Genomic DNA, 23,333 nt, shown 5'->3' on the forward strand with positions numbered 1-23,333 from the left:
AAGGTGCCATCCCGTAGCGTTGAACAATGGCGCACGACGACCTTCGGCCGGAGGACCTCTACACCGGCCCCATCGACCTGACCGGGATCGACGCTGAGGGCGGTGAGGACGCTGACCTCGAGAAGGCCGAGATCAGCTACGACGAGCAGCGCTATCCCGCCCGGCCGAGGCGGCTGCGGCCGCGCGACCAGTTCCGCGGGGGGAGCGTGCGTCGCATCAAGACCGACCCGCGCACGGCGAACGGCACCAACCCGTCGTACGTCGAGTGGCTCGTGCGGCAGTCGATGCTCAAGGATGCCGATGTGCTCGCGCGCCAGCTCGCGGGACAGCCGGCGATGTGGCGCAACCCCTATGCACGCCCCGATGCCCGGCGCGCGATCGCGGCGACCGACGTGTGGTTCACGGCGTACCCGATCTCGCTCGTCACGCGTCCCGGGCAGTCCTTCCTGGCTGCGCTCGGAGACGACGAGCTGTGGTCGGTGTTCGAGCGCATCGGCATCAACGCGGTCCACACCGGTCCGGTGAAGCGGGCGGGCGGCATCGCAGGCTGGCGCGAGACGCCCAGCGTAGACGGACACTTCGACCGCATCAGCACCGAGATCGACCCCGCCTTCGGCACCGAGGAGGAGTTCCGCGCCCTGTGTGACGCCGCTGACGGTCACGGCGGCAGCGTCATCGACGACATCGTGCCCGGGCACACCGGCAAGGGAGCCGACTTCCGGCTCGCCGAGATGGGGTTCAAGGACTACCCCGGCATCTACCACATGGTCGAAATCGCCCCCGAGGACTGGGGGCTTCTCCCCGATGTGCCCGAGGGTGTCGACAGCGTCAACCTCGACCTCGCCACCGAGCAGGAGCTCGCGGAGCGCGGGTACATCATCGGCGCCCTCCAGCGCGTCATCTTCTACACGCCGGGCGTGAAGGAGACGAACTGGAGCGCGACGGCACCCGTCATCGGCCCCGACGGCATCACACGCCGCTGGGTCTACCTGCACTACTTCAAGCAGGGGCAGCCGTCGATCAACTGGCTGGACCCCACGTTCGCCGGCATGCGCCTGGTCATCGGCGATGCCCTGCACTCGCTCGGTGAGCTCGGCACGAGCGCCCTGCGGTTGGATGCCAACGGCTTCCTCGGCGTGGAGAAGACCGCCGGGGGCCCGGCGTGGTCGGAGGGGCATCCGCTCTCGCACGCCGCGAACCACATCATCGCCGGCATGGTGCGCAAAGTCGGCGGGTTCACCTTCCAGGAGCTCAACCTCACGATGGAGGACATCCGCGACACCGCAGCCGTCGGAGCCGATCTCTCCTACGACTTCGTCGGTCGTCCCGGCTATCACCACGCTCTGGCGACAGGGCAGACGGAGTTCCTGCGGCTCGCGCTGCGGACATCGCTCGAGCTCGGCGTCCAGCCGGTGCAGCTGGTGCACGGGATGCAGAACCACGACGAGCTCACCTATGAGCTCGTGCACTGGGCGACGCGGCACGGCGACGATCTCTACCGCTTCCGCGGCGAGGAGATCACCGGCGGTCATCTCGCCGAGGTGGTGCGGGCTGAGCTCACCGAGAGCCTGACCGGCAAGGCGGACTACAACCGCGTCTTCACGCAGAACGGCATCGCCTGCACCAGCACCTCGCTCATCGCGGCGACGCGGGGCATCGAACGACTCGCCGACATCGAAGAGACCGACGTTCCGGCCATCCGCGACGCGCATCTGCTGCTCTGCGCGTACAACGCGTGGCAGCCCGGCGTCTTCGCCCTCTCGGGCTGGGATCTCGTGGGCATGCTCACCATTCCGAGCGAGGAGGTCGCCGACCTGCTGGCGGCCGGCGACACCCGGTGGATCGAGCGCGGTGCGCACGATCTGCTCGACGCCGACCCGCAGGCGACGCGCTCGGCGGCGGGGATGCCGCGCGGACGCGCCCTCTACGGCCCGCTGCCCGCGCAGCTCGACGACCCGGATTCGTTCGCCTCGGGTCTGGCCGCAATCCTCGACCTGCGGCGCGAGCACGGCATCGCCACGGCCACCCAGGTGGACATCCCCGAGGTCGCTCACGCCGGCATGCTCGTGCTCGTTCACCGCCTGGACGACGGCGACGCCGAGGCGGATGCCGCCACTCAGGTGACCGTGCTCAACTTCTCCGCCGAGCCGACCGAGGGGACCGTGCGGTCCGAGCAGCTCGTGCCCGGCAGCGAGGTCGTCGACGCGGCGTCGGGGGAGACCGTCGGACGAGTGGACGATCTGCGGAGCTTCTCGGTCTCGCTGCCGGCCTATGGCGCGATGTTCCTGCTGCTCACGCCCGCGGCTCCCATCGAGGAGTGACTCAGGCCAGAGCTGCGTCGATCCCGGCGAGCGGCACGGGCAGCCAGTCCGGGCGGTTGCGCGCCTCGTAGGTCGCCTCGTAGACCGCCTTGTCGAGTACGAGCGCCTTCAGCAGCACGGGGTCGAGCTCGACCGCTCCCGCGGTGCTCGAGTATGCGTCGATGAACGCAGACTGGCACGCGCGTGCCCACGCGGCCGCGTCGTGTCCACCTCCGACCGCGCCGGCGTAGTCGAACGAGCGCAGCATTCCGGCGATGTCGCGCGGCGGCAGATCGGGGATCGCGCGCTCAGGCATGGGGCGCAGCGGCTCGCCTTCGAAGTCGACCACGCGCCACCCGCCATCCTGCACCGCGAGCACCTGGCCGAGGTGGAGATCGCCGTGGATGCGCTGCAGCTGCGGCCAGGGGCGCTCCAGCGCGGCCTGGTAGACCGCGTCGATCGCCGACAGCCGGTCGGCCACGGCGGGTACCTCGGCGGCGGCCGTGGCGAGCCTGCGCCGCCACGTGAGCCCCGTGGATGCCACCTGCTCGGGGCCGGCATCCACGGTGCCCAGACTCGCGCCCAGAGCGGCGTGCACTCCGGCGAGGGCGGTGCCGAGGTCGCGTGCCGCGTCGGTGAAGTCCCGCCGCTCCCCGGCAGCATCGAGAGCCACGGCCCACCCGTCCTTCACGCCGGGGAGGAAGTCCTGGGCGAACCCGAGGGTGCCGCGCGCCACGCCGGACTCGCGTCCGGAATCGGGCCATTCTGCGTCGAGGCTCCCGAGGAAGCGCGGCACGTACGGCGACCCCGCGTCACTCAGTGCGCGCTGTACCGTGACGTCGGGGTTCTCGCCGTGGTGCAGGGTGCGGAACAGCTTCAGGATGATCGTCGGGTGTCCGTCCTCCTCGAAGACGATCGACGTGTTGGACTGCTCGCCCGAGAGCACCCGGGAGCCTGTCACGCGGCCGACGTCGACGCCCATCTCCGCGAGCATTCCGACGGCGAAGGCCGCATGCCGCGCGGCATCGATCAGGTAGCCGTCGGCGGTGCGGCTGACGACGGCATCGCCCTCAGACGGCGCATCGACGAGTGCCAGCGGCACGTTGTAAAGCGCAGGGACGGCGCCGGCGTCGTCCATGAGCAGGTAGCGCGTGGCGCCGGGGGCAGGCTGCACGTCGAGGATGCGGAAGCGGGGAACGTGGCTCTTGCCCGCGTACCAGCGCTGGCGCGCCACCCAGGCGCCGAGGTCTTCGTCTGTGAACTGCACGCTCCACCATGGCGCGAATCGCGCCGCCGGGCAAAGGGGTGGACCTGCGGGCCGCCCGCGTAGTACTGGAGCGGTGCCGCGTCGCGAGTCTCGACTCAGCGAGCGACGGCGGGGAGCCCCACCTTCGGCTTCGCCCACGAGCGACCCTGGGTGTCCTTGAGGATGTCGTACTCGACGTCGACGTGCGGCTCGATCGCGCTGTACTTGTCGTTCGGCGCGCCGATGATGAGCTGGAAACCCAATCCCCGCCAGGCGCCGATCGCGCGCTTGGTGAAGTGCGCGTCGGCCTTGATGAGCGCCTCGTCGAGGAACACCGGGGCGTAGCGCGGGCGCTCGGAACCGGCGTCGCCCAGCTGATACCGCAGTGCCGCGCCGACGATGAAGGCGATGAGCTCCTGCGACTCACCGCCGGACTTCTCACCGATGTGGTCGTAGAGCGCGACGTGCTGCTTCGTCACCGCGTGGACCCGCTCGGCGCTCACGCGCACGTGGTTGCGCACGTCGACGAGCTCGGCGAAGTCCGGCGCGGTGCGACGAAGCCGGTCGATGAGCCGCGACATCCGCTGGTAGACGCGCTCGCGGTCGTCGTCGCTCTCGGCGGAATCGATGAGCGCGCGCACATCGCGCAGCTCCTTGCGGAACCGGCGGCGCGCCTCGGACTGGTTCTCGCGGGGCGAGATCTGCAGCCGGTGGTCGTCGTCGTAGAAGGGCAGGTCCTGCATGATCAGGTTGATCGGCTCGATGCGGTCGCGGATCTCGCGCAGCGACCGGCTGAGGGTCGAGTCCAGGTTGGTGAGGTCGTTCCCCGAGAGCTTCAGCAGGCTGTCGCGCCACTCGGACTCGAGCTCGTGCAGCCCGCTGGTCTCGAGCTCGGTGAGAATGCGCTCGAAGTCGCCCAGGGAGTGGTCGGGGTCGGCGAGCAGGTTGGGGTTGGGCCAGCGGTCGAGGAAGCCGGCCAGCGTGCGACGCAGGCTCTCGCGCTGCTCGCCCACCGCCTCCTGCGCGGCGCGCTGGTCCTCGGTGAACCGTCGCGTTGCCGAGTCGAGGGCGGCGTCGAATCGCGCCAGTTCCTGCATGCGCGTTGATGCTCCCTCGCCGTCGGGCAGCAGGAACTGCCCGTCGAGGTAGGCGGCCTGATCGTCGGTCAGCGCGCGCCCGGCATCGTCGGCCGCGTCGACCGCAGCCTGGGCGGTGTCGACCTCGTCGGTGACGGCGGCCCACGAGTCGGCGAGCCGCTGCTGTTCGGCCTTGGCGCGGCCGATGCCCTCGCGCAGTTCGGCCGCCTCCAAGCGCTTCGCGGCGATCTGGGACTGGATGCCGGCGATCGTCGGATTGTCGGCGGTCACCTCGTCGATGATCGCGGTCCAGCGCTCGCGCTCCTTCTGCACGGATGCCACGTCGACCTGGTCCCAGGTCAGGTCCTGGATCTTCTCGTACGCGCCGCGCCGCGCGTCGAGTGCGTCGAGTTCGGCCGCCGCCTCGAGCGTGGCAGCCTGCGCGGCCTCGAGCTCGGCCCGCGCGGCCCCGAGCTGCGCGTCGAGCTCGCCGACGCGGCGGTCGGTGGAGAACCCGAGCACGTTGCGCCGGCCGTGCCCACCGTGCGCGCCGCGCGCACCCTGTGAGGTCTGACCGGCGATCGTCAGCGCCATCCGATGCGCCGAGAGTTCGCCTGACGTGTCGACGCAGACGTAGCCGAACCGGCGCGAGAGCTCATCCTGCAGCCAGCCGGTGAAGGGGGTGCTGCGGTAGTCCAGCCGTCCGGGAAGCGTCTGCGGGTCGCGGGCGCCGACTTCGGGGAGCCCCGTCTGCACTCCCTCGTAGCGCAGCCGCTCGGACGTGCGGACGGATTCGATGGCGGCGCGGAAGGCCGGGAGGTGCGCGGTGTCGATGAGCAGAGTCGTGGCGAACCCGCCGAGGGCGAGGTTGAACGCCTCGCGCCACGGTTCGAACTCGGTGCGCACCTCGATCAGCTCGCCGACGAAGGGCAGCTGATCGGAGCCCAGTCCCGCGGCCCGTGCCAGCAGCTCCCGGGACTCACGCAGCCGGGTGGGGATGTTGTCGTGGCGCCCTGCAGCCTCGCGACGCTCGGCCTCGAGCTCGGTGATGCGGGCGGCGCGTGCATTCCTCGCGCCGATCGCCACGCCGTACGCTTCCCGCAGCGTCGCCTTCGCGTCGGGATCCGCAAGCGCCCGCCGGGCGCGCTCCGCCAGCGCCTCGAACTCCCGCGCCGAGGCGGCCTGCACCTGCAGCACGTCGAGTGCGGCGTCGAGCCGCTCGCGCTCCCGCGTGACGTCGATGAGGCGGCGTTCGAGGCCGCGCAGCTCGCGGTGGGCGGTCTCGAGCCGGTCGCCGCCGGCGGCGCGCAGCACCTCGCCGAGGCCCTCGCGTTCGATGTCGGCGGCATCGGCCAGCGCCTGCTTCTCGCGTACCTTCGCGTCGGCGGTGCGCGTGGCCGCCTGCAGCTCGGCCTCGACGTCGCGCAGCAGGTCGAGACGGCGCGAGGCCCGCCAGAGGGTCGCCAGCGAATCGGGCTCGCTGAACCGCCCGATCTCGTCGATCAGGCGCAGCCGCTCGGCGGCCTCTTCGATGCGTGCGCGCGCCGAGCGGATGGGCTGCAGCGCACGCACCTGCTGCTGCGCGGTGAGCATGCGGCTGCGGGTGCTCTCGAGCCCGTCGAAGTGCGCCACGACGGCGTCGGCGGTGGCCATCGTCTCGGGCTCCTCGAGCACCATCCGCTTGTAGAGGTCATCGACCGTCGTGATCTGCTGACCTGCCTGGATGCGGGCGAGCAGACTCATCGCCTTGGCGCCGGCTCCTGCCGCGCCGATGCCCAGAACGGAATGCAGGCGGGCCGAGAACTCGCGGTCGGTGGCCACCGTGTCGAGCCCCGTGCTCTTGACCGCGGCATCCGTCAGGCGCTGACGGGCGGCGTCTTCGAGCGAACTGAGATCGAAGGGCCCGGCCACCGTGGCGCGGACCCGCACGGTGTCTTCGACCAGGCGGGCACCGGCGGGGATGTACCAGGCGCGCACGGCGGTGAAGCGCGATCCGTCGTGGTCGAGCCATGTCATCGACACGGCGGTCCAGGTGTCGACGCCGTCGCCGCGCAGCACGGTGACCTTCGTGCCGTCTTCCGTGCGCGTCTCGTCGGTCTTGCCGCGGGCGTAGGAGAGGATGTTGCGCTGCTCCTGCCCGCGCGGGCGCCCGACGACGGCGCCGTTGGACGCGCCGTTGAACGGGGTGGTGTGCGGCATCATGAGCGCGACGTAGGCGTCCATGAGGGTCGACTTGCCCGAGCCGGAGCCACCGCAGAGCAGCGTCGCCGTCGGCGAGAAGCGCACCCGGTGGGCGCCGTCGTAGCCGCCCCAGTTCACCAGCTGCAGCTCGTCGGCCACCCACTGCTGCCCTCGGGATGCCGCGGGGATGAGCCCGAAGAGGGTGTCGAGCATGGTCATCGTGCGGCCTCCGCGTAGATCTCGGCATCCACGTCGCCGGTGTGGCCGGCGTCGTCCGTGTCGTCGTCGGCGTCGTCGTCGAGGTCGATCGTGCCGGATCGCGTCGTCTGCTCGTCGAGCCAGTCGCGCAGGTCGCGCAACCGGTCGGCGCTGAGCAGGATCTCCACGAGCGGGCTGATGAGGTAGCGCCCCTCGGACTCCTCCTCGATGACGCCGTCCTGGCGCAGCCGGGCGACGGCCGCCCTGATCGCCTTCTGGCGGCGCGCGGTGCTGCCGTCGGCTTCGGCGAAGTAGGTCAGCACGGTCTGCTCGATGTCTTCGATGTCGACACGGGCGGAGGGCTCGCCGGTGGTGCTCTCGCGCTGGTAGACGGTGCGCAGGTGCACGAGGACCAGCGTCTCGGCGCGGGAGTACGCCTCATCGCGCAGCAGGATCGGGATCTCGAGCTCGTCGGAGCGCACCTGCTCCTTGTAGGCGACGCCACGGTCGTGGTCGACGACGAGACGCACGAAGAGGTCGTTGAGCCGGGACTCGATCGCGTGCCGGTGGTCCATCAGCACTGTCCACTCGCCGCGGTTGCGGTCGGCGAGCAGGAATCGGCGCTGCAGCAGGCGCACGAGCACGCGCCGCGCGTCGGCGTCGAGCACGCCGACGTCGCCGGCGAAGAGCTCATCGGGGTCGTGCTCCATCGCCACGGGGGCGATGAACGGCTCGTCGCCCGTGGCGTCCGTGGCGTCGGGGGCGATTGTGGGCTCAGTCATGCGTCGGTTCTTTCACGGTTCTGGCGGAGACGGCGCCGAAGGCGAATCGGCGGCTGGTGCCGTCGGGGCGTCGCGCTTCGGCGACGGAGACCTCGTCGCCCTCGGTCATGCCGTTGCGGTGGGCGATTTCCAGCAGTCCCAGCAGGTCGACCGGCCGCCGGGTGTCATCGGCGGCCCCTTCAAAGGCGGTGGCCAGGTCGAAACGGTCGCCGAGGGTCGCCACATACGCCTCGAGCTCGGCGTACCGGGGTCCGCCCCAGGCGCGGGTGTCGGCATCGACGAACTCGACGTCGCCGGGTGACGGCAGCGGTTCGGGCGCCCCGGGTGGCCGCAGGTCGCTCATGGACCGGCGGAGGTGCCCGACGTCGGCCACGGGGAAGGTGTGCAGCGGTTCCACACGGTCGCTCGGCTTCGAGCGCTGCATCCACAGCTGCAGACCCGACATGACGCCGCGCAGCAGCTCGTCGACCTGGCGGTCGCGCACCGGGTCGTGCGTGCGCACCTGCGCGGTGATGACCTGCGACGCCCGCCGCTGCGCCGTCAGCACCTCCTGCACCCCCTTCTCGACCTGACGTCCGATGGCGTCGAGGTCGGCGCGCTGGGCGGGGGCCATGAGCCGGGCGAACGGCTGGGCGAGCACGGCGTGCAGCTGGCCGGTGAGTCGGTCGATGTTCTCGGCGTCGCCGATGAGACGCAGGGCTCCCTCGAACGCGCGTCCCTCGGGGGTCGCCTGCATGACGTGCCGGCCGCGCTGCAAGTACTCGCGGAGGATCTCGCCCGTCGGGCGCACATCCCGACGCAGGTCGGCCACGACGTCGCGCTGCATCGCCTTGATCGACTCGGCGACCCGTGAGAAGTCGGCGGGCAGCTCGCGGGCGAGGTGCAGCACGTTCTCGGCCTCTTCGAACAGCTGCTCGTCGTCGACGGGCTCGGCCTCGTCGTTGCGGATGCGCGCGATCTCGGCGTCGAGGGCGTCACGCTCGGCCAGGAGCATGGCGACCCGCTGCTCAGGGTCGGTCTCGGCATCGCGAGCGAGTCGCTCTACGGACTCCAGCAGCGTGCGCACCCGCGACCGCGACACCCGGGCCCGCCCGCCGCCCGCGCGTCCGGCGATGTCGAGGGCGCCCACCGCGTGTGCGGTGAGCCGGTACACCTCGACGTCGTTCTCGATCTGCGGCGCAAGCCACCCGACGCGCACCCAGTGGCGGCAGATCTCGCGGGCGGTGCCGGCCGGGAGTCGGCGCTCGTCTTCGTCGTAGCCGGCGGCGCGCAGCTCTTCGAGCGCCTCGCCGATCTCGGCGTGGGCATCGGCGACCGCCACCGCGGGGCGGTCGGCGGTGAAGACGATCGACAGGACGGCGACGACGAACGGTGCGTGGCGGCCGTGCAGCAGGTCGAGCGTCGGGTTGCGGAAGGCAGCCACCGAGCGCTGATACGCGGCTTCAGCGCGAGTGTTCGACATCGCAGACAAGCCTAGTTGACCCGCATGCGGGCCCACCGTGCCCGCGCGGCCCGCCCCGGCCCCCGCCCCCGTGAGAAACCACAATCCGGCTGGGACATCGCGCGTCGCGTGGTGTCCCAGCCGGATTGTGATGTTTCGCGCGGTGCGACGCGACGCGGCGACGCGGTGGCGCGCTACCGCAGCTCGACGGTGGCGCCGGCGTTGTTGAGCACCACGATCGCGGTGATCGTCGGGTGCCCCGCGGCGGCGATCTTGGCGCGGTCGAACCGCAGCAGCGGCGTGCCCTCGCTCACGCGCTGGCCCTTCTCGACGAGAGTCTCGAAGCCGTCGCCCTTCATCGACACGGTGTCGATGCCCACGTGGATGAGCAGCTCCGTGCCGTCGCCCAGCACGAGCGCGATCGCGTGACCTGTGTCGAAGGTGGCGCCCACCGTCGCGGCGGCCGGTGCGATGACGGTGTCGCCGGTCGGTTCGACGGCGACGCCCGGGCCCATGAGGCCGTCGGCGAAGGTGGGGTCGGGAACCTCCGACAGCGGCACGACCCGCCCGGCGACGGGCTGACGCAGCCGCAGCGTTGTGGGGCGGGCATCGGTGAGCACGCCGGTGCCGCCGGCGTCCGGCGACGCGACGGGCGAGGTCGAGGCCCGCTCGGGCGCGGCGCCGGACGGCACCTGCGCGCGCCCCGAGATCAGGTCCTCCATGGCATCCTTCACGAACTGCACGTTCAGTCCGTAGACGACCTGCACCGCCTTGCCGCCGGGCTTCATGGTCCCCGCAGCACCGGCGCGCTTGAGCGCGGTGTCGTCGACCTTGCTGACGTCGGCGACCTCCATGCGCAGCCGCGTCGCGCAGTTGTCGAGTTCGACGATGTTCTCCTTGCCGCCGAGCGCGTCGATGAAACGGGCGCCGGTGATGAGGTAGGCGTCGTCCTTGCTGCGGCTGTCGTACTCGGTGTCCTCCTCGAGGATCTCGTCGTCCTCACGGCCCGGGGTCTTCAGGTTGAAGCGCTTGATGAAGAAGTAGAAGACGCCGAAGTAGATGAGGAACCAGAACACGCCCATGACCGGGATGAGCCAGGGATTCTCGGCCATGGGGTTGGTCCAGTTGAGCACCAGGTCGATGAACCCGCCCGAGAATCCGAAGCCCATCCGCACCGGCAGGATCGCGCTGATCACCATCGAGATGCCCATGAAGAGCGCGTGCACGAGGTAGAGCACGGGGGCGAGGAACATGAAGGCGAACTCGAGCGGCTCGGTGACTCCGACGAAGAACGAGGCGAAGGCGCCCGAGAGCAGGATGCCGTAGGCGAGCTTCTTGCGCGTGGTCTTCGCCGTCAGGTACATCGCCAGCGCAGCGCCCGGGAGGCCGAACATCATCACCGGGAAGAAGCCGGTCATGTACTGGCCGGTCACGCCGTACGTGCCCTCACCGGCGAGGAAGTTGTTGAGGTCGTTGATGCCGGCCACGTCGAACCAGAACACCGAGTTGAGGGCGTGGTGCAGGCCCACCGGGATGAGCAGACGGTTGAAGAACCCGTAGATGCCGGCGCCGAGGGGGCCGAGGGTGACGATCCATTCGCCGAACCCGACGAGACCGCCGTAGACGAACGGCCAGACGAAGAACAGCACGATCGCCAGCACCAGCGAGAAGCCCGCCGTCACGATCGCCACTGAGCGCTTGCCGGAGAAGAACGACAGCGCATCGGGGAGCTTGGTGTCCTTGAACCGGTCGTAGCACCATGCCCCGATGAGTCCGCAGATGATGCCGACGAAGACGTTCTGCACGCGCAGGAAGGCCGGGTCCACCTCGTTGACGTTGCCCACCCCGGTGAACAGCAGCACCGTCTCGGGCTTGAGCAGGGTCGTGACCACGAGCCACGACACCAGGCCCGCTAGGGCGGCGGTGCCGTCGGCCTTCGTCGCCATGCCGATCGACACGCCGACCGCGAACAGCAGCGCGATGTTGTCGAGCAGGGCGCCGCCGGCCGCGCTCAGGAAGGCGGAGACGAGGTTGCTGCCCGCCGCCGAGGTGATCCAGTAACCGATGCCCGAGAGGATCGCCGCCACCGGAAGCACCGCCACCGGGAGCATGATCGATCGGCCGAGCCGCTGCATGAATCTCACATCTGCCTCCAATTGGGGATGATCATCTCGATCTGCCGATGCGCGGCGCGCAGTCCGGTCGCGGAACATCCAACCGCATCGGGGCTCGGTAACTCAACGGTCGGCTGCCGTGATAAAGCTCGCCGGAACACAGCGCGGTCTCAGAGGGTGGAGGGGAGCGCGGCTTCGGGGCCGGCCACGCCGCCCAGCCGCTCGGCCAGGCGCTCGCGCGCGCGCCCCACATGCACCGCGAGCAGCTCGGCCGCAGCCTCGCCGTCGCCTGCTTCGACCAGTTCCAGGATGCGCTCGTGCTCGCCTGCGATCAGCTCCGTCGGCAGCAGCGACGCGCCCTGCACCTGCGACATGCAGAAGACGACTTCGGATGCCAGGGACTCGTACACGCCGCTGGTGCGTGCGCTGCCGAGCGCATCGACGAGGCTGCGGTGAAAGCGCATGTCGGGCTCGACGATGTCGCGGGGGGAGGCATCCACGAGGGCGGAGATCTCGCGGTTCGCGGCGCGGGCGGCATCCGGCACGTGTCGGTCTGCGGCGAGGAGACGCAGAACCTGCGCCTCGATGACGACCCGCGTGCGATAGATGTCGCGCGCGTCTTCGGGGGTGAGGCGCACGACGCGCGCCGTCTTGTGCGCGCGCCGCTCCAGCAGCCGGTCGCGCACGAGATTCTCGATGGCGGCCTTGGCGGTGGGACGCGCGACGTCGTACGACTCCGCGACCTCGACTTCTCCCAGCGTGGTGTCGGGCGCGAGCTCACCGGAGAGCACACGGCGGCGCAGGTCGTCGGTGACCGCGTCGATGACGGAGACCACGGCGATACGAGAGGCCATCTGTCGCTCCTTGCTGCGCCCGGCGGGCACGGGCGTCACCGAGAGTTTACGGTTCGTCTGACAAAGCCTCTTGACTGACGCGTCTACTTGTCTAACAATAGGCCAATCGACCGGCGCGAGACTCGCGCTCACGACTCAAAGGAGAGCGCACGTGTTCCAGCAGATCCTCGATCCGGTCTTCGGCTCGCTGGCGCTCTCCGCGCTGGTGGCCGTCGTCCCGCTCGCCACCCTGTTCGTACTGCTCGGCGTCTTCCGCGTCAAGGCGTGGAAGGCCGCGCTGGTGGGGCTCGTCCTGTCGATCGTGCTCGCGGTGCTCGTGTGGCGGATGCCGCCCCTGCAGACGCTCAGCGCAACGGCCGAGGGCGCCCTGTACGGAATCGTGCCGATCCTGTGGATCCTCGTGAATGCCCTCTGGGTGTACCGCCTCACGGTGGTCACCGGGTGGTTCGAGGTGCTCGGCGACCGCATCCGTGCCATCAGTGACGACCAGCGCATCCTGGCGATCCTCATCGCCTTCTGCTTCGGCGCGCTGCTGGAATCCCTCGCCGGATTCGGTGCCCCGGTCGCCATCTCCATCGCGATGCTCATCGCCGCCGGCATGAAGCCGCTCAAGGCGGCCATCGTCTCGCTGCTGGCAAACACCGCCCCCGTCGCGTTCGGCGCGATGGCGGCGCCCATCATCGCCCTGTCGGGTGTCACCGGGATCGACATCCACCTGCTCTCCCAGATGGCCGGCCGCCAGACGCCGTTCCTGGCGCTGTTCGTGCCGCTCATCCTCGTGTTCATCGTCGACGGCAAGCGCGGGCTCCGGCAGACCTGGCCGGTGGCCCTCGTCGCCGGCATCGCGTTCGCGGTGGCCCAGTTCGTCACGGCCAACTTCATCGCCGTGGAGATCACCGACGTCGTGGCATCCGTCGTGACGGTCGCCGCAGTGCTGATCATGCTGCGCTTCTGGAAGCCGTCCGAGGCGCTCGTCTTCGACGCCGAGGACCGCGAGGCCGGTGTTGCGGCCGCGTCCGCCGCCGCCGCGACCGGAACGACCCAGAGCCGCGCCGCCTCCGGCTCCGGTGCCAGCGCCGGTTCCGGTGTGCGGGTGGCCGAGGCGGTGCGGATCGACACAGCATCGCGCTCGCGTGGCAACCTCACCTGGAACGCCGTCATGCCCTACGTCGTCATCATCGCGGTGTTCTCGGTCGCACAGATCCCCGTGATCAAGCAGTTCCTGGCCAAGGCCGTCACCCTGGTGTTCCCGTGGCCTGGGCTGGAGATCCTCAACGCCGCAGGCGACCCGGTGGCCACCACCTTCTCCCTGAACGTCTTCGGCACGGGCGGCACGCTGCTGCTGCTGTCGGGCATCATCGTCGCCCTGGCCTACCGCATCCGCCCGAAGGACGCCGTGGCCGCCTACGGCCACACTCTGCACCAGCTTCGGTTCACGATCGTCACGGTCGTCGCGGTGCTCGCACTCGCGTACGTCATGAACCTGTCGGGGCAGACACAGAGCCTGGGCGCTGCGCTCGCCGCCAGCGGCGGACTGTTCGCGCTGCTCTCGCCTGCCATCGGGTGGCTCGGCGTCGCCATCACCGGCTCGGACACGTCGTCCAACGCGCTGTTCGGGCTGCTGCAGGTGACCGCCGCGGAGAAGGCCGGGCTCGACCCCATTCTCATGGCGGCGACGAACTCGTCCGCGGGCGTGCTGGGCAAGATGCTCTCGCCGCAGAACCTCGCCGTCGCCGCGGCAGCCGCGGGCATGGCCGGCAAGGAGGGCGACCTCTTCCGTAAGCTCATCTGGTGGAGCCTCGGTCTGCTGGTGGTGTTCACGGGCCTGATCTATCTGCAGTCGACCGTGCTGGCATGGATGGTGCCGACCCCGTGAGCGCCGTCGCACCCTCTGGGTCCATCGCCCTCGTCGGCAGCGTCCCCGATGTCGTCGCGGAGGCGGTGGCCGAGGCCGCCCGCATCAAGACCCGCGCGATCGACCGGGTCGCCTACGCCGGCGACGCCTCGCACTTCCTGCTGACCCCGCGCGCGGTGATCGTGGCGGAGGACGTCGCCGAGATCGCCCGCGTGCTGCCGGCGGCCGCCGCAGCCCGGTCGCGGGTGACGTTCCGCTCCGGGGGCACGAGCCTCTCTGGTCAGGCCTCGGGTGACGACCTGCTCGTGGACACGCGGCAGGGCTTCCGCCGCATCGAGGTGCTCGACGGTGGAGACCGGGTGCGCGTGCAGCCGGGGGCGACGGTGCGCCAGGTCAACATGCGGCTGCTGCGCCATGGCCGTCGGCTCGGGCCGGACCCGGCCAGCGAGGCGGCGTGCACGATCGGCGGCGTCGTGGCCAACAACTCCAGCGGCATGGCGTGCGGCATCACCGAGAACACGTACCGCACCCTCGAGTCGCTCGTCTTCGTGCTGCCGTCGGGCACGATCGTCGACTCCGCCGCCGCTGACGCCGACGCTCGGCTGAAAGCCGCGGAGCCGGCGCTGTTCGAGGGCATCGTCCGGCTGCAGCGTCGGGTGCGAGAGAACCCGGAGTCGGTCGCGACCATCCGTCGCCAGTTCGCCATGAAGAACACCATGGGATACGGCGTCAACGCCTTCCTCGACTTCGATTCCCCGGTACAGGTGCTCACGCACCTGCTGATCGGCAGCGAGGGCACCCTCGCCTTCATCGCCGAGGCGACCTACCGCACCGTGCCCATCCAGCCGAAGGCGGCCACCGCGCTGGCCGTGTTCGCGACCCTCGATGACGCCACCCGGGCTCTGCCCGACCTCGTCGCGACACAGGCGGCGACCCTCGAGCTGATGGATGCCACGAGCATCCGGGTCGGGCAGGCCTTCGCCGACGCTCCGCCGCAGATTCTCGGGTTCGAGGCGACGACCGAGGCCGCCCTGCTCGTGGAGTACCAGGCTGCCGGCGACGACGAGCTGGCCGAGCTCACCGCGCAGGGCGCCCGGGTGCTCGGCAACGCGCCGCTGCGTGCGCCGGCGGTGTTCTCACCCGACGCCGCCGCACGGGCGATCGCGTGGAAGCTGCGCAAGGGCCTCTACACCTCGGTGGCCGGCGCCCGCCCGAGCGGCACCACGGCGCTGCTCGAGGACATCGTCGTGCCGGTGCCGGCCCTTGCCCCCACGTGCGAGTCGCTGCACGTGCTGTTCGAGCGGTACGGCTACCGCGACAGCGTGATCTTCGGCCACGCCAAGGACGGCAACATCCACTTCATGCTCACCGACCGGTTCGCCGGCGACGCGGCGCTGACGCGGTTCGCGGAGTTCACCGACGAGATGGTCGACCTCGTGCTGGGTGCCGGCGGCAACCTCAAGGCCGAGCACGGCACCGGGCGGGTCATGGCGCCCTACGTGCGGCGGCAGTACGGCGGCGAACTGTACGAGGTCATGCGCGAGCTCAAGCGGCTGTGCGATCCCGCCGGCATCCTGAACCCCGGCGTCATCATCGACGACGATCCGACGGCGCACCTGCGTGACTTCAAGCTGCCCGAACCGGTGGAGGTCGAGGTCGACCGGTGCGTGGAGTGCGGATACTGCGAGCCGGTGTGCCCGTCGAAGGACCTCACCCTCACCCCGCGCCAGCGCATCGTCGTGCGGCGGGGCATGGCGCGGGCCGAGGCCGCCGGAGACCATGCGCTCGCCGCGAGCCTCGAGCGCGACTACGACTACGAAGGCGTGCAGACGTGCGCCGTCGACGGAATGTGCGTGACCGCCTGCCCGGTGCTGATCAACACCGGTTCCCTCGTCAAGCGGCTGCGGCGCGAGGGGCAGAACCCGGTGCTCGCAGCGGGATGGAAAGCCGCGGCGAAGGCGTGGGGGCCGGTGACCCGGGTCGGATCCGTCGCGCTGACGGCGGCCGACGCCGTGCCCGCCGGCCTGGTCGGCGCGGTGACCACCGTCGGGCGGGCGGTGCTCGGCACCGACACCATGCCGAAGTACACCGCCGACCTGCCGCCGGGCGGGGCCCAGCGCCGCTCGAAGGTCGGATGCCTGGGCGGCGGGGAGGGCGCCCCCGTCGCGGTGTACCTGCCGGCCTGCGTCAACAGCATGTTCGGCCCCGCCGGCGACGGCATCGGGGTCACCGAGGCGTTCACCCGGCTCGTGGAGCGTGCCGGCGTGCGCGTGATCGTCCCCGAGGGGATCGAGTCGCTCTGCTGCTCGACGCCCTGGACATCCAAGGGCTACACCGGCGGCCGTGACGTCATGGCGAAGCGGGTCGTCGAGGCGGTGCGCGAGGCCTCCGGCGACGGGGAGCTCGTCATCGTGAGCGACGGCGCCAGCTGCACCGAGGGCTTCGCGCACATCTTCTCCGACGCCGGGCTCACCTATCGCACCGAGGATGCCGTCGACTTCGTCGCCCGCCTCGTGCTGCCCGTGCTCGGTGAGGTCGCACCGATCGTCGACTCGCTCGTGCTGCATCCGACCTGCTCGTCGACGCAGATGGGGCTCAACCCGGCGCTGCAGGCGGTCGGCGCGGCCGTCGCCTCGACGGTGACGGTACCCGACGCATGGGGATGCTGCGCCTTCGCGGGCGACCGCGGGATGCTGCATCCCGAGCTCACCGCCTCAGCCACGGCCGCCGAGGCGGCCGAGGTCGCGGCGATCGGCGCCGACGCGCACGCGTCGTGCAACCGCACGTGCGAGATCGGCATGACGCGGGCGACCGGCCGGGAGTACCGCCACGTGCTGGAGCTGCTCGAGGAGGCCACGCGGCCTGGTGTGTAGGGGGAAGCGGGGGTCGGGATCGCTGTGAGCGCGCGGTCCCGGCTACCTGCCGTCGACGATGGACATGAAGCCGGCGAACGCGAACGTCCCGGGCACCAGGTACAGCAGCAGCAGGGACGTGAACCACCAGACGACGGCGCCGAGTATCGACAACAGGCCGCGCTCGCGCACCGTCAGTCGGCGTCCGTCCGGCCCGATGCGGGGCTTGGGCGGCTGCCACGGTTCGTCCGGGCGCTCGAGCGTGGCCCGCACCGCAGCCAGCGCCCGCGGCACTTCCTGACCGGGGACACGCTCGTCGACGTAGCGGCGTGCTTTCGCGACGATGCGAGGGGCGACCTCGGTGAGGATGCCTTGTAGGGCCTGCCAGTGCTCCGGCTCGGTGAAGTCGGCGGTCGGCGACGTGAAGAACACGAGGAAGTCATCCACGATCTCGACGTTGAAGCGGGCCGCCTCATCGACGAGCGCCGCCATCACGTCGGGCGTGAGGACGTACAGCGCCTCCGACCGGTACTGCACCGGCGAGTACACCTGGAACCAGCGGTCGAAATCGCCCTCGAGCGAGAGGCGCTGACCGCGATCGACGGTCGTGGGCAGGTCACTGCCCATCCGGTTGTTCGACGTGGCGTCGAGGATCAGGTGGGGGAGCGGCGCCGGCAGCCTGACGGCGATGTACTGCCATCCGCTGGAGCGGTTGGCACGACGCACGAGGTTGCCGAATTCCATGCCGGGGGCGATGTACCGCGGGTACGAGCGCACCTCGCGGTCGGCCGTGGTGATCATCGATCGGAACGTGGCCGCCGGCAACGGCTGCACCTCGAAGCCGTTGGCGAGGGCGGTGAGCGTCTGCCGCCACTCCTTCAGGCGTGGTCGCGGCGACGGGGGCTTGGCCGCCCACACGTGCATCCGGTAGGTGCCGAAGAGCCATACCGCGAGGATCGCCATGGCCACGACGAGTCCGGTGATGTCGGCTTGGGTGGCCTGGCCGCCGTGGTAGGAGTCGACGCTGATGCCGTAGACCATGAAGACGATGCAGAGGTACCAGAGGATCAGGCAATGGTTCACCTGCAGCAGCACCTGCCGCTTCGTAGGCACCCAGCTGGGTCGTGACGTGCGGCGCACCGCCGCCATCGCCGCCGCGACCTCGTCCTCGGGCGCGCTCAGCCAACGCAGATCCACCGTCACCGTCCCCTTCGCCGTGCAGGGGACATCCCCAGCTCCGCCGCCAAGTCAAGCAGAAGCGGGACGGCCCTCCGCACGCCCCCAGTCAGTGGCGCGCTCACTCTGCTCGGCGTTCCAGCGCCGCATGTCGGCGGTGAACGCCTCGTCGCGCAGCGGCTCGGGGCGGCGGGCGGTGAAGACGAGCCGCAGTCCCTGTGGCGTGGTGATGGACAGGTCGCGGGTGTTCCACGCGGTGTCCGTCGGCCCCTCCACCTCCGCATCCTGTGCCCGCGCCTTCGCTGTCAGGTCGTCGAGTTCGTCGTAATCCGCCGCGAGGGAGAGCTGGATGCCGCCGGTGACGGCATCCGCATCGCTCGCGCCGCGGATCAACAGGTCTTGGTACCGCCAGCGCCGTAGGTGGATGAGAGTGGGCGCGTCGCCCGGAGGCAGCGCGAAGAGCTCGATGAAATCCAGCGCCTCGGTGAACCATGACGCTGCTGCGCGGACGTCGGGGACGATCAAGGTGACGAAAGCGGGCATGCCGTAGATGTCTCGGGTGATGCCGGTCGTCAGTTCAGGCGAGATGGTCATTCCTCGAGACTGACCGTTGACGCCGCGTGAAGGTCAAGCCCTCTGGCGAGGTCGACAGAACGGCTATTGACAACGTAGTCATTTCCTTCATATGCTCATTTCGACCCAGTTGACTACGAAGTCAATCCTGCTTGTCGAAGGAGATGCAGTGGAACCGTGCCGCTCGGAGGCGAATCGAACGATTGGCTGGGTCGCCGCATGAGCGCTGCAGCGATTCCGCCCGCCACTCGCCGCGTCCCCACCGGCAGGGCGCGTCGGTCCTGGCGTGGCTGGGCCTTCGTGGGTCCGTTCATGCTGGTCTTCGCAGTCGTCTTTATCGCGCCGATCCTCTACTCGCTGTACATCAGCATGTTTCGCACGCAGCTGGTCGGTGGCACGCACTTCGTAGGGTTCGAGAACTACCTTCAGGCGTTCACCGACCCCAAGTTCTGGTCCGGTGTGGGCAGAGTGAGTCTCTTCTTGGTCGTCCAGGTGCCCGTCATGCTGGGGCTTTCCATGGTGGTCGCCCTGGCAATCGACTCTGCCCGCCTTTACGGCAAGGATTTCTTCCGCATCGCCGTATTCATGCCATACGCGGTGCCGGCTGTCGTGGCCGCCCTGATGTGGGGCTTCATGTACGGCCCCCGGTTCGGACTCGTGGGCTACATCAACGACTTCTTCGGGTGGGCGATCCCCAACCCATTGAGCCCGGAGTGGATCCTCCTCGCGATCGGGAACATCGTGACGTGGTCCTTCGTGGGCTACAACATGCTCCTGTTCTACTCGTCACTGCGCACGATTCCGACGTCGCTCTACGAGGCTGCCGAGCTAGACGGTGCCACCCAATTCCATGTGATCCGTCACATCAAGCTGCCGGCGATTCGCGGCTCGATCGCGGTCGCGACGATCTTCTCCATCATCGGCAGCTTTCAACTCTTCAACGAGCCGAGCATCCTGCGCGAGCTCGCCCCGAATGCAATCCCCACCTACTTCACCCCGAACCTCTACGCCTACAGCCTCTCGTTCAGCGGGCAGCAGTACAACTACGCCGCGGCCGTTGCAATCATCATGGGCGTCATCACGATGATCATCGCCTACGTCGTTCAACTGCGCGGCATGGGGAAGGACGCCTCATGACGACTTCACTGCCCGCGACGGCTTCCACGATCGAATCACGCAAGCAGCGTTCCAGTAGTCCACGACTGCGTACTCCTCGCCGCCGCGCGAGCGTCGACAAGCCACGCCGCAGCATCCTGCTCACCGCGCTGACGGCCATCATCCTCATCTACGCGCTCGTGCCGCTGGTGTGGTTGGTCATCTCTGCGACCAAGACCCAGGGAGACCTGCTTTCCACGTTCGGATTTGCATTCGGTAACTCGTTCGCGCTCTTCGACAACATCGCCAACACGCTCGCCTATGACGACGGCATCTTCGTCCGATGGTTCGCCAACACCATGCTTTATGTCGTCGTCGGCGCCGGGGGAGCCACCCTGCTTGCCGTGATGGGCGGCTACGGGTTGGCGAAGTTCACTTTCCCTGGCAAGAAGGCGGTGTTCGCCGTGGTGATCGGCGCCGTGGCGGTGCCCGGAACAGCCCTTGCGGTGCCGACGTTCCTGATGTTCTCGCAGGCGGGGATCACTAACACCCCTTGGTCGGTCATCATCCCCTCGCTGATCTCGCCGTTCGGTCTCTACCTCATGTGGACGTTCGCATCGCAGGCGGTCCCCGCGGAACTCCTCGAGGCTGCTCGCATGGATGGGGCCTCCGAGTTCCGCACCTTCTGGCAGGTGGCGCTCCCGCTGCTCGCACCCGGCACCGTCACGGTCCTGCTATTCACGACCGTCGCGACGTGGAACAACTACTTCCTGCCGCTGATCATGTTGACCGATCCGGACTGGTACCCGTTGACGATCGGCCTCAATGCCTGGAACGCCCAGGCGTCCACGGTCGGCGGGCAAGCCGTCTTCGACCTGGTAGTCACCGGGTCGCTGCTGACGATCGTGCCGCTGATCGCAGCGTTCCTCCTGCTGCAGCGCTATTGGCAGTCCGGCCTCGTTGCCGGGTCGGTCAAGGAGTAACCGCTGGCGACCCGCCCCCCATATCGAACCCTCAACCAGAAACACCAACAGTTAGGTGAGATGCACATGACTCGTACTTTCAATCGGCGCACCGCGCTCGCCGGGGGAGCCGCCCTCGCAGCGATGGCGCTGACCCTCGCAGGATGCAGCTCGAGCGGCGGCGGCGCCGACGCGGGCGACGAGGCATCCGACGTCGCTGCCGCCCTCGAAGAGGGCGGAGACCTGCTCGTCTGGGGCTGGGACGCAACCCTCCCCCCGATGATCGAAGCCTTCGAAGCGGCCTACCCCAACGTCAATGTCGAACTCGCCAACGTGGGCACCAGCACGGACGAGTACACCGCCCTGCAGAACGCGATCCAGGCCGGCTCCGGCATCCCCGATGTCGTGCACATGGAGTACTCCGCCGTCCCGCAATTCGCCCTCACCGAGGACCTTGCGGACCTGACGCCGTACGGTGCCGCAGACCTCGAGGCCGACTACACCCCCGGCACCTGGGGATCCGTCGCCATCGGCGAAGGCATCTATGGCCTGCCGTTGGACTCCGGCCCCATGGCCATGTTCTACAACGCGGCCGTGTTCGAAGAGCATGGCATCGCGGTTCCCGCGACGTGGGAGGAATATGTCGAGGCGGCGCGCACGCTTCACGCAGCCGACCCCAGCAAGTACCTCGTGGGCGACGCCGGTGACGCCGGGTTCACGCAGAGCATGATCTGGCAAGCCGGCGGCCGTCCGTTCCAGGTCGAGGGCACCGAGATCACCGTGGACCTGGCCGACGAAGGTGCGAACAAGTTCGTGGAAATGTGGCAGCCCATGCTCGATGAGCAGCTGGTGGCGCCCGTTGTGACGTGGTCGGAGGAGTGGTACAAGGCGCTCGGCGACGGCACGATCAACACGCTCCTCATCGGTGCGTGGATGCCGGTGAACCTCGAAAGCGGCGTGCCGGAGGCCGCCGGCGACTGGCGCGCTGCCCCCATGCCGCAGTACGAAGCCGGCGAAGAGGCGAACTCCGAGAACGGCGGCAGTGCGCTGGTGGTCACCGAGGCCAGCAAGCAGAAGGCGCTCGCCTACGGGTTCACCGAGTTCTCCAACGCCGGTGACGGCGTGGGGGTGCGACTGGACGCGGGCACCTTCCCGGCCACGATGGCCGACATCGAATCCGCGGCGTTCGTCGAGAAGGAATTCCCCTACTTCGGTGGACAGAAGGTCAACGAGGTCCTCGCCGCCGCAGCGACCTCGGTGTCCTCCGGGTGGCAGTACCTTCCGTTCCAGGCGTACGCGGTATCGATCTTCAACGACAACCTCAGCGCGTCGTACACCGGTGACCAGCCGATGGAAGCGGGACTGGCCAGCTGGCAGGATGCCATCGTGAGCTACGGAAACAGCCAGGGTTTCACCGTCAACGGAGGCTGAACCAGGCTGACCGGTCGTGACGGGCGGGCGCATCCAACCGTCCTCCCGTCACGACCGGCGATGCTGGCAGGCCAAACGTGTGCAGTCCGATTACCGAAGGAACGTGTATGCCCCAGTCGGCAAAGCGCACCGGGGCAGTCCGCCCCGCAGCGATGATGGACGTTGCGCGTCTGGCCGGTGTCTCGCAGAAGACCGTGTCGCGGGTCGTGAACGGGGAACCGCACGTGTCGGCGGCGGTGCAGCAGCGCGTGCTCGCCGCGATCGACGAACTCAACTTCCGGCCCAACTCCGCCGCACGCGCTCTGGTGTCGGCGCGGACGCGAACGATCGGGTTCGTCTACACCGGCAGCGCCCTGTTCGGCCCCAGTGCGATGTCCGTAGGCATCGAGCGCGCCGCCCGGGATGCGGGGTACGGGGTGGCTGTGGTCCACACCGCCGATGGGACCCCGACGAGCGTGCGGGCAGCCTTCGACGACCTCATCGGACGCGGCGTGGAAGGCATCGTCGTCTCCGAGCCCGCCGATGACCTTCGCCCCGCTGACCTCCCATCGGCGGGTATCCCCGTCCTGTCGCTCGAGAACGATCCGAGCGACGTGGGGGAGTGGATCATGGTCGGTGCGGACGATCGCGCCGGCGCCCGTGAAGCCACACAGCACCTCATAGACCTCGGTCATCGGTCGATCGCGCACATTGCAGGTCCCCGGGGCTGGGCGACGAGCCAGAATCGCCTGCTCGGCTGGCAGGGTGCCCTGGTGGCGGCGGGGCTCGCGGTGCCGGATGTGCTGCGCGGCGACTGGAGCGCGGCTTCGGGGTTCACCGCCGGCGAAGCGCTCGCTGCCACCGCCGTCACCGCGATCGTCGCGGCGAACGACGAAATGGCGATCGGCGCGATCCGGGCGATGCAGCTCGCCGGCCGATCGATCCCTCGCGACGTGAGCATCGTCGGCATCGACGACATCCCGCTCGCGGCCTACCTCACGACCCCGCTGACCACCGTGCGCCAGGATTTCGATGCCGTTGCCCGCGAGGGCATGTCGCGCCTGATCGATGTCATCGAGGGCCGTTCCCTCACCTCCCGGCGCTACGCCGTACCCACCCAACTGATCGTCAGGTCCTCCACCGGCACGCCGGTCGGGTGACGCCCCAGACCCCTACCTTCCCCCACCCGTCCCCACCCGCCCCGCCGCCGCCCGAGCG

At 69.5% G+C, this 23,333-nt stretch carries 15 protein-coding genes; 7 read left to right on the forward strand and 8 right to left on the reverse strand.

The window, feature by feature from the left end; genetic code table 11:
* Window positions 1-26 precede the first annotated feature (26 nt).
* Window positions 27-2,321 (forward strand): maltose alpha-D-glucosyltransferase, encoded by a 2,295-nt coding sequence (treS, locus tag QNO21_RS01050; RefSeq protein WP_257519841.1) that lies wholly within the window; start codon window positions 27-29, stop codon window positions 2,319-2,321.
* 1 nt (window position 2,322) lies between these two features.
* On the opposite strand, the gene QNO21_RS01055 is transcribed toward treS, so the two are convergent.
* From QNO21_RS01055 to QNO21_RS01080, 6 genes are all read right to left on the reverse strand, one after another.
* Window positions 2,323-3,567 (reverse strand): phosphotransferase, encoded by a 1,245-nt coding sequence (locus QNO21_RS01055; RefSeq protein ID WP_257519842.1) that lies wholly within the window; start codon window positions 3,565-3,567, stop codon window positions 2,323-2,325.
* 95 nt (window positions 3,568-3,662) lie between these two features.
* Entirely contained in the window at window positions 3,663-7,022 is a 3,360-nt protein-coding gene (locus QNO21_RS01060) for an ATP-binding protein (RefSeq protein WP_257519843.1), read from the reverse strand.
* Window positions 7,019-7,783: a DUF4194 domain-containing protein gene (locus QNO21_RS01065; protein WP_257519844.1), complete on the reverse strand. Its 765-nt coding sequence runs from the start codon at window positions 7,781-7,783 to the stop codon at window positions 7,019-7,021. Before QNO21_RS01065 ends, QNO21_RS01060 begins: the two co-directional genes overlap by 4 nt.
* On the reverse strand, window positions 7,776-9,245 hold the full coding sequence (locus QNO21_RS01070; protein WP_257519845.1) for a DUF3375 domain-containing protein: 1,470 nt from the start codon (window positions 9,243-9,245) through the stop codon (window positions 7,776-7,778). Before QNO21_RS01070 ends, QNO21_RS01065 begins: the two co-directional genes overlap by 8 nt.
* A gap of 173 nt (window positions 9,246-9,418) precedes the next feature.
* Window positions 9,419-11,368, reverse strand: a complete 1,950-nt coding sequence (gene nagE / locus QNO21_RS01075; protein ID WP_257519846.1) for an N-acetylglucosamine-specific PTS transporter subunit IIBC — start codon at window positions 11,366-11,368, stop codon at window positions 9,419-9,421.
* Between the two features lie 140 nt (window positions 11,369-11,508).
* Window positions 11,509-12,192 (reverse strand): GntR family transcriptional regulator, encoded by a 684-nt coding sequence (locus tag QNO21_RS01080; RefSeq protein WP_257515656.1) that lies wholly within the window; start codon window positions 12,190-12,192, stop codon window positions 11,509-11,511.
* Between the two features lie 151 nt (window positions 12,193-12,343).
* On the opposite strand from QNO21_RS01080, the gene QNO21_RS01085 reads away from it, so the two are divergent.
* Together QNO21_RS01085 and QNO21_RS01090 are read left to right on the forward strand one after the other, a co-directional pair.
* A complete protein-coding gene (locus QNO21_RS01085; RefSeq protein ID WP_257519847.1) occupies window positions 12,344-14,068 on the forward strand; it encodes an L-lactate permease in 1,725 nt (574 codons plus the stop codon).
* Window positions 14,047-16,920 carry an FAD-binding and (Fe-S)-binding domain-containing protein gene (locus QNO21_RS01090; RefSeq protein WP_257519848.1) on the forward strand — a complete coding sequence of 958 codons (2,874 nt, stop codon included), beginning with the start codon at window positions 14,047-14,049 and terminating at the stop codon, window positions 16,918-16,920. Before QNO21_RS01085 ends, QNO21_RS01090 begins: the two co-directional genes overlap by 22 nt.
* A 42-nt stretch (window positions 16,921-16,962) precedes the next feature.
* Here QNO21_RS01090 and QNO21_RS01095 read toward each other — a convergent pair whose 3' ends face one another.
* Together QNO21_RS01095 and QNO21_RS01100 are read right to left on the reverse strand one after the other, a co-directional pair.
* Window positions 16,963-18,102, reverse strand: a complete 1,140-nt coding sequence (locus tag QNO21_RS01095; RefSeq protein WP_257519849.1) for a DUF3137 domain-containing protein — start codon at window positions 18,100-18,102, stop codon at window positions 16,963-16,965.
* A gap of 45 nt (window positions 18,103-18,147) precedes the next feature.
* Window positions 18,148-18,669, reverse strand: coding sequence for a VOC family protein (locus QNO21_RS01100; RefSeq protein ID WP_257519850.1), 522 nt, complete (start codon window positions 18,667-18,669; stop codon window positions 18,148-18,150).
* A gap of 198 nt (window positions 18,670-18,867) precedes the next feature.
* Between QNO21_RS01100 and QNO21_RS01105 the strand changes: the two genes are divergently transcribed.
* The 4 genes from QNO21_RS01105 (at window position 18,868) to QNO21_RS01120 (ending at window position 23,275) form a co-directional block, all read left to right on the forward strand.
* A complete protein-coding gene (locus QNO21_RS01105) occupies window positions 18,868-19,785 on the forward strand; it encodes a carbohydrate ABC transporter permease (RefSeq protein WP_257519851.1) in 918 nt (305 codons plus the stop codon).
* Window positions 19,782-20,726 carry a carbohydrate ABC transporter permease gene (locus tag QNO21_RS01110; protein ID WP_257519852.1) on the forward strand — a complete coding sequence of 315 codons (945 nt, stop codon included), beginning with the start codon at window positions 19,782-19,784 and terminating at the stop codon, window positions 20,724-20,726. The genes QNO21_RS01105 and QNO21_RS01110 overlap by 4 nt, the downstream gene beginning before the upstream one ends.
* Before the next feature lie 66 nt (window positions 20,727-20,792).
* A complete protein-coding gene (locus QNO21_RS01115) occupies window positions 20,793-22,136 on the forward strand; it encodes an extracellular solute-binding protein (protein WP_257519853.1) in 1,344 nt (447 codons plus the stop codon).
* A 107-nt stretch (window positions 22,137-22,243) separates the two neighbouring features.
* The gene (locus QNO21_RS01120) at window positions 22,244-23,275 is read left to right on the forward strand and encodes a LacI family DNA-binding transcriptional regulator (protein ID WP_257519854.1); all 1,032 of its coding nucleotides are present in this window, start codon (window positions 22,244-22,246) and stop codon (window positions 23,273-23,275) included.
* The last annotated feature ends 58 nt before the right edge of the window (window positions 23,276-23,333 follow it).

It is taken from the genome of Microbacterium sp. zg-Y818, from assembly GCF_030246905.1.
GTDB lineage: Bacteria > Actinomycetota > Actinomycetes > Actinomycetales > Microbacteriaceae > Microbacterium.

What these genes read in the sequence shown, in the direction of transcription:
- treS (WP_257519841.1), top strand. Translation starts at nt 27, where the DNA reads ATGGCGCACGACGACCTTCGGCCGGAGGACCTCTACACCGGCCCCATC.
- QNO21_RS01060 (WP_257519843.1), bottom strand. Translation starts at nt 7,022, where the DNA reads ATGACCATGCTCGACACCCTCTTCGGGCTCATCCCCGCGGCATCCCGA.
- QNO21_RS01065 (WP_257519844.1), bottom strand. Translation starts at nt 7,783, where the DNA reads ATGACTGAGCCCACAATCGCCCCCGACGCCACGGACGCCACGGGCGAC.
- QNO21_RS01070 (WP_257519845.1), bottom strand. Translation starts at nt 9,245, where the DNA reads ATGTCGAACACTCGCGCTGAAGCCGCGTATCAGCGCTCGGTGGCTGCC.
- QNO21_RS01080 (WP_257515656.1), bottom strand. Translation starts at nt 12,192, where the DNA reads ATGGCCTCTCGTATCGCCGTGGTCTCCGTCATCGACGCGGTCACCGAC.
- QNO21_RS01090 (WP_257519848.1), top strand. Translation starts at nt 14,047, where the DNA reads ATGGATGGTGCCGACCCCGTGAGCGCCGTCGCACCCTCTGGGTCCATC.
- QNO21_RS01100 (WP_257519850.1), bottom strand. Translation starts at nt 18,669, where the DNA reads ATGACCATCTCGCCTGAACTGACGACCGGCATCACCCGAGACATCTAC.
- QNO21_RS01105 (WP_257519851.1), top strand. Translation starts at nt 18,868, where the DNA reads ATGAGCGCTGCAGCGATTCCGCCCGCCACTCGCCGCGTCCCCACCGGC.
- QNO21_RS01110 (WP_257519852.1), top strand. Translation starts at nt 19,782, where the DNA reads ATGACGACTTCACTGCCCGCGACGGCTTCCACGATCGAATCACGCAAG.
- QNO21_RS01115 (WP_257519853.1), top strand. Translation starts at nt 20,793, where the DNA reads ATGACTCGTACTTTCAATCGGCGCACCGCGCTCGCCGGGGGAGCCGCC.
- QNO21_RS01120 (WP_257519854.1), top strand. Translation starts at nt 22,244, where the DNA reads ATGCCCCAGTCGGCAAAGCGCACCGGGGCAGTCCGCCCCGCAGCGATG.